The sequence below is a fragment of the Bacillus cereus group sp. BfR-BA-01524 genome, from assembly GCF_022662595.1.
Classification (GTDB): domain Bacteria; phylum Bacillota; class Bacilli; order Bacillales; family Bacillaceae_G; genus Bacillus_A; species Bacillus_A thuringiensis_S.
Map to the genome: position 1 here is coordinate 1 of NZ_JAKUDW010000137.1, position 11420 is coordinate 11420.

An 11420-nucleotide genomic window follows, 5' to 3' on the forward strand; every position below is an offset into this window, starting at 1 on the left:
CAATTAAGCTCGCTCCGCTATTTTTCTTTAATACACCATTTTTCGCTTTTAATTGCTTAAGAGAAATTGCTTTTTTATTACGCTCGATTAGCTTATATTCGCCATTATCATAATAGTAGCTATCGCCGTTATCATGTTTATAGAAAGTAGTGAAACCTTTCTCTAACATTTCTTTCACCCAAGTAGGAACAACTACGCCGTTTTCTTCCATCTTTTGAACAGATTTTTCAACGCCGATTGCATCCCAAACTTCAAACGGTCCTTGCTCCCAGCCGAAGCCCCACTTCATCGCTTCGTCAATTGCAACAATATCGTCAGCAATTTCTTTATGAAGTTTTGCAGAGTATAAAAGAGTTGGTGTAATGATGTTCCATAACAACTCTCCTGCACGGTCTTTCGCGTATACAAGCGCTTTCAATTTATTCGCTAATCCTTTTTCTTGTTTACTTAACTCTACGGATGCAGCTTTTAATTTTTTACGCGCTTCGTATTCCATCGTTTCAGGATTTAATTCTAAAATTTCTTTTCCTTGTTTTAAGAAGAAGCCTTGACCCGTTTTACTTCCAAGCCATTTTTTCTCAAGCATGTCATGCATGAAAGCTGGTACTTTAAATACATCACGCTCTTCTTCTTGTACGTTTTCATACACGTTATTTGCAACGTGTACGAATGTATCTAAACCGACAACATCTAATGTGCGGAACGTTGCGCTCTTTGGACGACCAATAAGTGGGCCTGTTACAGAATCAACTTCCCCAATGCTATAGCCGCGTTTTACCATCTCTTGAAGAGTAACAAGTAAGCCGTACGTACCGATGCGGTTTCCAATAAAGTTTGGTGTATCTTTTGCGATAACAACGCCTTTTCCAAGAACGTCTTCGCCAAATAGTTTCATGAAGCTTAATACTTGTGGATCTGTTTCTTTCGTCGGTATTACCTCTAGAAGTTTTAAATATCGTGGTGGGTTAAAAAAGTGTGTGCCTAAGAAGTGTTTCTGGAAGTCGTCTGAACGACCTTCTGCCATTTTTTCAACTGAAATGCCTGACGTATTCGAGCTTACAATAGAACCCGGTTTACGAACAGCGTCTACTTTTTCAAATAATTTCTTTTTAATATCTAAGTTTTCAACTACTACTTCAATAATCCAATCTACATCAGCTAGAAGCTCAAGATCATCTTCTAAGTTACCTGCTTCAATCAGTGCTAGATTTCCTTTCACTGTCAGAGGAGCTGGTTTTTGCTTCAATAGTTTCTGTACAGCCGTATTACTAAAACGATTTCTCACACTTTTATGTTCTAATGTAAGTCCCTTCGCTTCCTCTTCTTTCGTAAGCGCAGGTGGTACAATATCAAGCAATAATGTCGGAATACCAATATTAGCTAAGTGTGCCGCAATTCCCGAACCCATTACGCCTGAACCTAGAACAGCAGCCTTTTTAATTTGGAACATCCAATTCTCCCCCTATTCTTGAATGAATGCTCATTCAATTTTTCGACATAAGTCGCAATCAATGAGTGAGCCTCTACTAATAAATATATGATACTGTTTAAATTTTCGCAATATATTTATTGATAAAATTTTCTGAAATAAATATTTTTCTTTCATTTGGCTATGCTATACATGTGTATTTTCTTTGTTTAAATGCACTTTTCCTTTTTATAATCTGACGAAACTGGAGGAATATATATGGCAAAACTTAAGAAGAACCCTTCAAAGGCTGGAATTAGTGCAGCTAGTGTAACTGGAAACGCAGGTCCACATAATCACGGTGTTGAAAAAGGACGCCAAGGTAATAACCAACAATATAAGAAGCATAATATGGGCGAAAAATAACGCTATATTTTTGGGCAGAGAACGTGGCATAATGATTAATGGCTACTTTTTCTGCCCAATTTATTTGTACATATGGAAAACAAAAGAGGGAACGATGATGAAACGAACAATAGTTATGATTGTAATGATTGCTACACTATTTACAGGGATGATTTTCTTCTCTTATGCACAAAGGCAACAAGCTGTAAAAGCTGATCAACCTAACATTACTGGGCAATATGGGGTTACAATCGATGCAAACACAGGTGAAATTTTGTATGGGAAACGCGAAGACGAACGTTCTTATCCGGCTAGTATAGCCAAAATGATGACAGCCCTTCTTTTACTAGAGAATGTAAAAGAAGATGAAGAAATTACGGTTACAGAAAATGCAATTAAAACAGAAAGTCAAAGCAAGAAAATTAAACTTCGTGCTGGAGAAAAATTAAAGCGTGATGAGGCATTAAAACTTATGCTTATCATTAGTGCAGATCCAATAGCTGAATCAATTGCAGAACATATTGCAGGATCAAAAAATGAATTTGTGAAAATGATGAATGCTAGAGCGAAGGAACTTGGTACAAAGCATGCGACTTTCAAGAACGCAAGTGGTGCTGATGCAATTGGGAATAAAGTATCACCATATGACATTGCTATTATTACGAAAGAAGCATTAAAGTATCCAGTTGTTTTAGAATATATGAATTCAACACGTACAACTCTACATACTTCAGAACGCTCTCCAAACATCGCAAACTATGGACGAGAAGAACTATATGACGATCCATATGCGATTGGAAGTAAAAGCGGTCTATCAGCACTCGGCAAATATACGGTCGTAACAGTGGATGAAAAAGACGGTAAACGCGTCATTAATGTTGTATTATCTTCTTCTCGCACGCAACTATACCCTGATACGAAAAAAATGGCACATTACGCATTTCAGCAATTAAAATAACCAAGGAGTATTTTCTCCTTGGTTATTTTTTAACCATACCTTTTAACACGAACGCAACGTTTGCTGGACGCTCTGCTAGACGACGCATAAAGTAGCCATACCAGTCATTTCCATAAGGTACGTAAACACGCATTTTGTAACCTTCTTTTACTAGCTCAAGTTGACGCTCATTACGAATACCATATAACATTTGGAATTCAAATTGATCCCTTGGAATGTTGTGTTCTTCGGCAAGTTTTTTCGTATATTCAATAATCGCTTCGTCATGTGAAGCAATTGCAGTATAATTCCCATTTAATAAGTGCATTTTAATAATTTTTTTATAATTGTCATCTACATCTTTCTTGTCCGGGAACGCCACTTCTTCAGGTTCTTTATAAGCCCCTTTTACAAGACGTAAATTCGGACTATAAGCATTTAATTCTTCCATATCTTTTTCTGTACGATATAGGTAAGCTTGAATAACTGTACCAATATTATCGTATTCAGATTTTAATTGTTTAAAGATCTCAATTGTTTTCCCGCAGCGCGTATAGTCTTCCATATCAATTGTAATAAACACACCATTTTCTTTTCCAGCTTCTAAAATACGGCGCATATTGTTCATTACGATTTCATCAGAGATATCTAATCCCATAGAAGTCATTTTTAAAGAAAGCTGCGAATTAAGACCTTCTCTTCCAATTGCACGAATCGCTTCAATCGATTCGCTAGCCATTTCATTTGCTTCCGCTTCGTTATCAACGAATTCACCTAAATAATCGATCGTTACACAAAGACCTTGCTTATTTAATGCTTTAATTGCAGCTGTCGCTAATTCAATCGTCTCCCCTGCGACGAAGCGACCTGCACCAAAGCGCAAACCGTACTTTTTAGCCAGTTTTGTTAGCGCTTTATTTTTTGACAAGAAAAGAAACGAATTTCGCATTAATTGTTCCATGTAATTCACCCCTATGACTGTAATTTATCTGTTTTTTACCCCTCTTCAAAATTATATCATTGTTTAAAATTATTGGATACAAATAATTATTTAGATAATTTATAAAATACTATAAAAACATTTAAAAACCTATATTCTCGCATGTAAATATGAAGGGAATATTTTTCGACATTTAGAAAAAACGGGTTTACTAGGCATAAAATAGGCATGTCGAAAATATTCGACATGCTTATAAAACCCTTAATATTCCATGTAAATTATATAAGGATATTAATAAAGAAAACTTGAGGTAACATTCGCCTCAAGTTTTCTCACTGCTCATTTCGCTTCTCTTCATTCAGCCTTTTAATATCCGTAATTAACTGCACCATCTCTTCTTTCGCATCTGGATATGTCTCATTCCAATGCTTCACTAATGCTGGCATCGTCTTCGCTATGTAAGAATACAGTGCCCACTTCTGTACCTGTTCTTTTCTCTCTTCGCTACTCTCTCCAAGTAACAGCTCAGTGTATTTCTCTAGTAACCCGTCAAACTGCTCGTTAAACTTTTCATTCATCTTATTTACCTCCTATATGAAAAAAGCAGCGAAAACCGCTGCTTTTTCTTATAATTTTGATCGAACAGAGTTTAATTTCTTCTCCATTGTGCTTACTTTATCACGACGATCATCAATACGAATTGTTGTTGCAACACGCTGTGCACCTTTCGTATAAGGCACTTCATGCATTTGTTGAATTACTTCTAGAATAACAGGAAGATCTCCTTCAATAACTGTATTCATCGGTGTTAGTTGATACTTCACGCGATTTGCATTTTTCTCTAGCACCTTTTGTACTTCTGCTACATATTCACTAACACTTGGATTACCTGTTCCTACCGGAATAATCGATACGTCAACAATTGCCATAGTAATTTGCCTCCTATAATCGCTTCTTATATATCCACTGTCTATTTTACCGAAATCCTCATCATTTTACTAATATGTTACTCTTCCACTTTAAACTGCTCGACTAATCTTTCTAAATCCCTCATATGCTCTGTCAAACTTTCCATCGTGTGAGCTACCTTTTCTAAATGATTAACCTGTGATTCCGTTGCAGCATGTACCTCTTCGGAAACAGCTGCACTTTCTTGACTCGTACCAGCAATTGTATGCATTACCGCTGTAATTTCTCCTTGCTCGTAACCTATGTTATGTACCTCTTCTACAATTTTTTCAACTGAAGTACTAATCGTATTTACAACTGACATAATTGTGCGGAACTCCATTTCCGCCTCTGTCGTCACTTTATTTTGCACATCTGCAATGTCTTTCAATTTACTTACAACTTCTACAACCCTTTTTACTTCTACTTGCACATCACCAATCATCGTTGTAATTTCTCCTGTTGCCTCTTTTGATTGTTCCGCTAATTTCCGAACCTCTTCAGCAACAACCGCAAATCCCTTACCTTGCTCACCTGCACGGGCAGCTTCAATTGAAGCATTTAAAGCAAGTAAATTTGTTTGATCCGAAATACCTTTTATTAACTCAACAACATTTTGAATCGATCCAACTCTTTGTTCTAACTTACCGGATGCTTCTTCTGTATGAACAACAATCGAAGATGATTGTCCCCTCGTACGAACTAAGTTCCTCATTGTATTTAATCCTTGCTTAGATGCCTCTTCCGCTTTGCCAGCCACTCCTTTTATTTCATCAACAGAGCTATTCATTTGTTCCACTGACTCCGCCATATTTTCGAGCTGAGCAGAAACTTCATCCACACTATTCGCAAGAGTAGAAGCTCCTCCGCTCACATCATCCATTGCTCCTGAAACTTCTCTACTAGCCGCTACTGTTTCATTCGTTAAATAATGTAAACTATTCGTTGATTGTTGCACCGTTGATACGCTGTTTTTAATTTTACTTACCATTTCATTCATTTGTTCAACCATATCATTAAAGTGTTTCGTCAACTCTCCAACTTCATCTTTACTTGTCACTTTCATTCGCAGCGTTAAATCGCCTTCTGCTACTTTTTGCACGTGATTCTTTAATAGTTGCAGTGGTCTTGCTAATCTTCTTGAGAACAAGTAGGAAGCTACGATTCCAACTAATAAACTAATACATGCCATTATAATAACTGTATTTCTCGTACTATTTAATAGCCCATCGATCGTTTCTTTCGGATAAAAGATTCCTATCGTCCATTTCATCGTATCAAATGATTGACTATAAACAACTACATCTTCACCTTTTATTGTAGTGACCGCATATTTTGTTACCTCTTTATTTAAGCTCTTTATAAGTGGCTCTTTAGAAACATCTTTCCCTATCTTTTCTGGATAAACAAGAGCCATATTTTTATCATTTATAATAAACATTTCTCCGTCATTATTGTATTGAATATTGTGAAGCAACTTCTGAATCGTCCCAAGCGATACATCCATCGCAACAACGCCTAATACAGATCCATCTTGAGCTGTAATTGCTTTAGAAACACCTACACTTAACTTTCCTGTTGCAATTTCATAAGAAGGTTGTCCCCAATGGACCTTTTTTACATCAGCCTCTGAATCTTTATACCATGGTCTTGTCGTTGGATCATATCCTTCTGGCACTTGCCCACCTTCAGCAAGATTGGCACTTAATGTTTTTTTATCTTTCGTACCAATATATAAATCTAAAATACCAGGATGATTCTTTTTATACTCCGCAAACTCTTTTGTTAAAAATGCTTCCTCTTCTGGAGTAACCCCACCTTGAAGCATGTTACGAATCATCTCACTGTTCGCGTAATACCCCATATCTTCATCCGTTCTTTGAACAAATGTCGTAAGTTGCTCTGTCACAAGATCCATCGCATTTTGAGAATACTCGTCTAAAGAACGCACTTCCTTTTCTTTCTGTAATTGATACACAGCTGTACCCAATATTACGAACATCATAGAAATAAGTACTGAAAACACTACCGCAATTTTTAAACGTAAACTTCTTAACATCTTCCCCCAAGCATCCCCTTCGCATTAAATTAAAATCTTATTAATCATTATATTAAGTATAATAGATAAAATTAAAAAATTGAAATTAATTCTCATCTAAATTGAATTAAAAAAACTACCACCTCTTGTGTAAAAACAAATAGTTCATTATCCTTAAAATATAATCTCATTCGTTCGGAGGGAACTATGTTACAAAAATTCGGTTTCTCACAATATGAAAGCCAAGCTTATGAAGTTGTCGTATCAAGCAATGAACCATTAGATGCTACAACAATTGTGAAGCATTCAGGTGTTCCAAAAGCAAAAATATATGAAGTGCTAGCACGCCTAATCGATAAAGGAATGGTAATGGATTCTGTTTCAGAAAAGAAGAAGCTGTATACAGCATTACCACTAAAACTAGCAATTGAAAAATTAACGTCAGAATTCCAATCAAATATTAAAGAACTGGAAACAAATATATCAAAAAAATCATTTACAGATGACCGTGTGTGGAGCTTAAAGATGCAATCTTCTATTCGAGTTCAAAGTAAAGAACTCATTGAAAGTGCAAAAGAATCAATCCGTATTTCAGCTTGGAATGATACTCTTTTAGAATATCTCCCTTTACTAGAACAAAAAGCAAAACAAGGTGTTCAAATTGAATCCCTTATTGTTGGAGAAGTAGAAACAGACTTAGAAAACATGCATTTTCTAATCCCAGCTGAAGAGCCTAATGCATTAGAGCGCTACTTGCTACTCATCGTTGACGATCGTGAAATTTTATTTGCTGGCGTAGAACAAGAGTCATGGCAAGCGATGAAAACAATGTCACAACCTTTCGTAAAGTTCTTTACAGAATTTTTCTATCACGACGTTGCACTTGCAAAGATTACCCAGAAACACCATGACCTCTTTATGGAAGATGAGGAAATTAAGAGTTTGTTGATGAAGTTAAGATACTAATTAAATAATAAAAAGGAGTCTAGTTTTTCACCTAGACTCCTTTTCGTTTTGTTCCTTTATGTCCATCAACAGCTCAATGATTTTCTCATTTTGCTCTACCTGTTTCTCAGAATTTTTATAGATGAAACGAACCCATCTAAGTGCAAGAATAATAAGAAACAACGGGATCATTGAAATTAGAAAACCAATAATTGAAAAATTCGTATACATATACATCACCTCGCTATATACCCTTTTCTCCATTTACCTACTAAAACCTGCAATTTTTCACAAATAAAAAAGAACCTATCAAACGATAGATTCTTCTTTCACGAACTGAGTAGAGCGTCCTCTCGTAATCGAGAAAATCGCGCAAAGCAGTGCTAATATAATAAAGCTACCACCTACCCAAGCATTATATATAACAGATGATTTTTCAATAACAACTCCACCTACTGTTGAACCAAGTGCAATTCCTAAATGAAGCGCAGAGTTATTTAAACCTTGCTGAATACCAGCTGATTCTGGCGCAATTTCAATTAAATAATTTTGCTGTGCTGGTGAAATAGCCCAGCTCAGCATACTCCAAAGTCCCATCATAATGATGAAGAGAGGGAATGAGAATGTCATTAATGGCAATATGAAGATTGCACATGCAAATACGATAATAATCGAGATAATACTTTTCTTCGATCCCCATTTATCAGCAAGCCATCCACCGAATCCACCGCCGATTACTGCTGCGATTCCGAAAATGAAGTAAAACACACTAATCCAATTTGCTTCAACATGCATAACATCTTTTAAAAACGGTGTTAAATATGCATACAATGTTAAATGCCCCGTTAAAAACAAAAATGATGTTAACTGTGCACTTACAATTTTTTTATCTTTTAAAGTAGCAAGTTGTTCTTTTATTGATAATACCGATGTCGGTGGTACTTTCGTTAAGAACAATGAAATACAAGCAATTGCCATAACTGTTAATACCGAAATTAACACAAATGGTGCACGCCATCCGTATGCATTTCCGAGTACAAGACCAAGCGGTACTCCAAGTACAAGTGATCCACTAATTCCCATAAAAATGATTCCAATTGCACGCGCACGAAAATGCGGTTCTACTACACTAGACGCAAGTGTTACAGATAGTGCAATAATTAATGAACCACTCGCCGCACAAATAACCCTTGAGAACATTAGCATTCCGTAATTCACACTAAATGCCGAAATAATATTTCCGATTAAGAAAATCGATAATGCTCCAACATACAATGTTTTTCTTTCAAACTTCCCTGTCAAAGCTAATAAAACTGGACCTGACAAAGCAAATACTACCGAAAATATTGTTATAAGCTGACCAGCTGCGCTAATAGATACTCCTAAATCATTGGCAACTAAATCGAGCGTTCCTCCTATAATTAGCTCAACCGTTCCGACTACGAAAGCCGCGATAGCTAAAATATACACACGAAAATTCAAGTCTTTCCCCACGCTTTCTATTTTGGTTACTACGACTATAGTAACCAAAATAGAAAGTGGAAGCAAGTACAATTTTTTTACAGTAAAAAAGGTAGACGTATTATACGCCTACCCTTCCATCATTCTGTTTCTTTCTTCTTATTCAAGTACCAATACACCGGCAGTCCAGTAAAGACAATTCCAATTGATAAGAAACAACTTACTGGATCGTTAATAATCGCACTACCGATTACAAAGAACGAACCTAAAATCGCTACGATTGGTACGATTGGGAATAACGGTACACTATATGCACGCTCTTTATTCTTATTACGTTTTCTTAAGATGAAGACACCAATAAACGTCATTACGTAGAAGATATAAATAATGAATACGGAAATCTCAGATAGCTTATTCGGATCACTAATAATCATTAAAATAATTCCTAAAATGATTTCAACAGTAATCGCATTTGCTGGTGTTTTAAATCTCGGACTTTCCTTTGCAATAAACTTAGAAAATGGAAGTTGTCCACGCTCTGCCATAGACATTGGAATACGTGGGAACGTTAAAATTTTTCCATTTAAACAGCCGAAAATAGAAACGATAATACCGATACTAATAATTTTCCCGCCATATTCTCCAAGTAACATGCCCGCAGCTGTCGCTGTTGCATTTTCTCCAAGGTCTACAATTTTCGCTGCTGGTAATACATTTAATAACGCCAAGTTAATTAATACGTAAGCAGCTGTTACGATTAAAATCCCAACTGTCATTGCTTTCGGTAATAACTTTGTTGGATTCTTCATTTCTCCACCAATCGAAGCAAGTAAAATCCAGCCGTCATAAGCAAATAACGTTGCTAAAATTGCCATACCGATACTTTGATTTTCTGATATCGGCACTACTACGTTAAAAATATCACTGTTTCCTTTCCAAAAACCTAACACGACAATTAATACAATCGGAATCATTTTCCCAATTGTCGTGATTGTTTGAACGATACCTCCGTATTTTGTTCCCATACTATTTACAAAGCCAAGGAACACAACTGTTCCGATTGCGATTGGTAAATTCCACACTTTATCTAAATAGAAAAAATTAATCATTAAAGAACTAAAGTATAAACCTAATGTTCCGATAATAGCTGGTCCATAAACAATTGTTTGCATCCAGCCTGATAAATATCCCCAAAAACTTCCGTAAATCTCCTCTAAATACGTATACAACCCACCATTTTTCGGGATTTGCGCTCCAATTTCAGCTACTGTTAAACCACTCGCTAACGTCAACAGACCACCAATTACCCAAGCAAGAATGGCCATATTAGAACTCCCTGAGTAATCTAATACGCTTCCTGGTTTCATAAATACACCAGACCCGATAATCGTTCCTACTACGATAGAAAGTGCTACTGTTAAACCAATTTTGTTCTTCTCATCATGATGCATGCTGCGTATCCTCCTTCCAATTCTAGTGTGATGCAAAAATGAAATAAAAAAACACTCCTCCCTAAAAAAGGGACGAGTGTTGTATTCGTGGTTCCACCCTTGTTTCAATTCGCAAAGTAACACACTTCACCAATTTCTCAAGTCTAAATAACGGTTTTTGCCGGCAAGCAATTACTAGATGTTCGTTCACTGCTGCAGTTCAGAGGTGGTAATCCATTTTTCCGTATTAGGAAGCTCACAGCCAAAGGCTTCCCTCTCTGAGAATCGTAAAAAATTGATCGTGTCCTCATCATCACTTCTTGATGTCGAATTTTGTAGTTATTGTTCATTATATTGAATTGTTAGAAAAAATCAATATATTTTTTTATATAACATAGGAAATATTTCTCTTCTTATATTATAACAGAAGATACAAAACTTCTCTAATTCCCTAAAAATGGTATAATCCATTTAGGAGGTGTACCAATAATGATTGCTGTCTTTTGTATCATCGCTACGTCTCTCTCTGTTCTATTCGCTATCATGCATCGGCACAAGTATCCTAGTTATAGCATTTTAGCGGTAGCTATTATACCAGCTGTTTCCTTCTACGTATTGGGTAAATATCAATATACGGAAGTGTTTATCGTTTTTGCAATCTTCTACTGCGTCTTCGGATACATACTAACAATGAAAAGAATTTCAATGCCTCATTAAAAGGGACCGATTTCTACTTATAGAAATCGGCCCTTGCACGTACCTTCCGGTTGCCCACACGAAAGATACGACTTCATTCAATTATTTCTCATCTTTTTTCATAAAAAACTTATGGTGCGGTAAATCAACATTCAACGCCTCTAATTGTTTCTTTTCATTCTCTAAAATCGCTTTTGCTTTTGTTTTTGTTG

Annotated in this window: 12 protein-coding genes and 1 other annotated feature; of the genes, 4 read left to right on the plus strand and 8 right to left on the minus strand. The window is 36.1% G+C overall.

Features of this window, described 5'->3' with window-relative positions:
* Positions 1-1450, minus strand: a 1450-nt coding sequence (locus MR170_RS27970) for a 3-hydroxyacyl-CoA dehydrogenase family protein (protein WP_242310221.1), incomplete at its 3' end; no start/stop codon positions are given.
* 237 nt (positions 1451-1687) lie between these two features.
* Here MR170_RS27970 and MR170_RS27975 point away from each other — a divergent pair.
* Together MR170_RS27975 and MR170_RS27980 are read left to right on the plus strand one after the other, a co-directional pair.
* A complete protein-coding gene (locus MR170_RS27975; protein ID WP_001096344.1) occupies positions 1688-1834 on the plus strand; it encodes a YuzL family protein in 147 nt (48 codons plus the stop codon).
* Between the two features lie 97 nt (positions 1835-1931).
* Entirely contained in the window at positions 1932-2771 is an 840-nt protein-coding gene (locus MR170_RS27980) for a D-alanyl-D-alanine carboxypeptidase family protein (RefSeq protein WP_242310223.1), read from the plus strand.
* Positions 2772-2793: 22 nt separating this feature from the next.
* On the opposite strand, the gene MR170_RS27985 is transcribed toward MR170_RS27980, so the two are convergent.
* The 4 genes from MR170_RS27985 to MR170_RS28000 form a co-directional block, all read right to left on the minus strand.
* A complete protein-coding gene (locus MR170_RS27985; protein WP_000436767.1) occupies positions 2794-3711 on the minus strand; it encodes a proline dehydrogenase family protein in 918 nt (305 codons plus the stop codon).
* A 311-nt stretch (positions 3712-4022) separates the two neighbouring features.
* The gene (locus MR170_RS27990) at positions 4023-4268 is read right to left on the minus strand and encodes a YusU family protein (RefSeq protein WP_016079823.1); all 246 of its coding nucleotides are present in this window, start codon (positions 4266-4268) and stop codon (positions 4023-4025) included.
* Positions 4269-4316: 48 nt separating this feature from the next.
* Entirely contained in the window at positions 4317-4619 is a 303-nt protein-coding gene (locus tag MR170_RS27995) for an MTH1187 family thiamine-binding protein (RefSeq protein ID WP_001018865.1), read from the minus strand.
* A gap of 77 nt (positions 4620-4696) precedes the next feature.
* Positions 4697-6697, minus strand: a complete 2001-nt coding sequence (locus MR170_RS28000; RefSeq protein ID WP_016079822.1) for a methyl-accepting chemotaxis protein — start codon at positions 6695-6697, stop codon at positions 4697-4699.
* Positions 6698-6883: 186 nt separating this feature from the next.
* Here MR170_RS28000 and MR170_RS28005 point away from each other — a divergent pair, with 186 nt between their 5' ends.
* Positions 6884-7642 (plus strand): TrmB family transcriptional regulator, encoded by a 759-nt coding sequence (locus tag MR170_RS28005; protein WP_016079821.1) that lies wholly within the window; start codon positions 6884-6886, stop codon positions 7640-7642.
* Positions 7643-7669: 27 nt separating this feature from the next.
* Here MR170_RS28005 and MR170_RS28010 read toward each other — a convergent pair whose 3' ends face one another.
* The 3 genes from MR170_RS28010 to MR170_RS28020 all read right to left on the minus strand — a co-directional run bounded on the left by MR170_RS28010 (position 7670) and on the right by MR170_RS28020 (position 10533).
* Positions 7670-7852 (minus strand): hypothetical protein, encoded by a 183-nt coding sequence (locus MR170_RS28010; RefSeq protein ID WP_050844673.1) that lies wholly within the window; start codon positions 7850-7852, stop codon positions 7670-7672.
* Between the two features lie 78 nt (positions 7853-7930).
* Entirely contained in the window at positions 7931-9115 is a 1185-nt protein-coding gene (locus MR170_RS28015) for an MFS transporter (protein ID WP_140163738.1), read from the minus strand.
* Between the two features lie 107 nt (positions 9116-9222).
* Entirely contained in the window at positions 9223-10533 is a 1311-nt protein-coding gene (locus MR170_RS28020) for an APC family permease (protein WP_000546308.1), read from the minus strand.
* A 65-nt stretch (positions 10534-10598) separates the two neighbouring features.
* Positions 10599-10835 (minus strand) — a binding site (T-box leader).
* 166 nt (positions 10836-11001) lie between these two features.
* On the opposite strand from MR170_RS28020, the gene MR170_RS28025 reads away from it, so the two are divergent.
* Positions 11002-11229 (plus strand): hypothetical protein, encoded by a 228-nt coding sequence (locus tag MR170_RS28025; protein WP_043935778.1) that lies wholly within the window; start codon positions 11002-11004, stop codon positions 11227-11229.
* Positions 11230-11420 lie beyond the last annotated feature (191 nt).

What these genes read in the sequence shown, in the direction of transcription:
- MR170_RS27975 (WP_001096344.1), top strand. Translation starts at nt 1,688, where the DNA reads ATGGCAAAACTTAAGAAGAACCCTTCAAAGGCTGGAATTAGTGCAGCT.
- MR170_RS27980 (WP_242310223.1), top strand. Translation starts at nt 1,932, where the DNA reads ATGAAACGAACAATAGTTATGATTGTAATGATTGCTACACTATTTACA.
- MR170_RS27985 (WP_000436767.1), bottom strand. Translation starts at nt 3,711, where the DNA reads ATGGAACAATTAATGCGAAATTCGTTTCTTTTCTTGTCAAAAAATAAA.
- MR170_RS27990 (WP_016079823.1), bottom strand. Translation starts at nt 4,268, where the DNA reads ATGAATGAAAAGTTTAACGAGCAGTTTGACGGGTTACTAGAGAAATAC.
- MR170_RS27995 (WP_001018865.1), bottom strand. Translation starts at nt 4,619, where the DNA reads ATGGCAATTGTTGACGTATCGATTATTCCGGTAGGAACAGGTAATCCA.
- MR170_RS28000 (WP_016079822.1), bottom strand. Translation starts at nt 6,697, where the DNA reads ATGTTAAGAAGTTTACGTTTAAAAATTGCGGTAGTGTTTTCAGTACTT.
- MR170_RS28005 (WP_016079821.1), top strand. Translation starts at nt 6,884, where the DNA reads ATGTTACAAAAATTCGGTTTCTCACAATATGAAAGCCAAGCTTATGAA.
- MR170_RS28010 (WP_050844673.1), bottom strand. Translation starts at nt 7,852, where the DNA reads ATGTATACGAATTTTTCAATTATTGGTTTTCTAATTTCAATGATCCCG.
- MR170_RS28020 (WP_000546308.1), bottom strand. Translation starts at nt 10,533, where the DNA reads ATGCATCATGATGAGAAGAACAAAATTGGTTTAACAGTAGCACTTTCT.
- MR170_RS28025 (WP_043935778.1), top strand. Translation starts at nt 11,002, where the DNA reads ATGATTGCTGTCTTTTGTATCATCGCTACGTCTCTCTCTGTTCTATTC.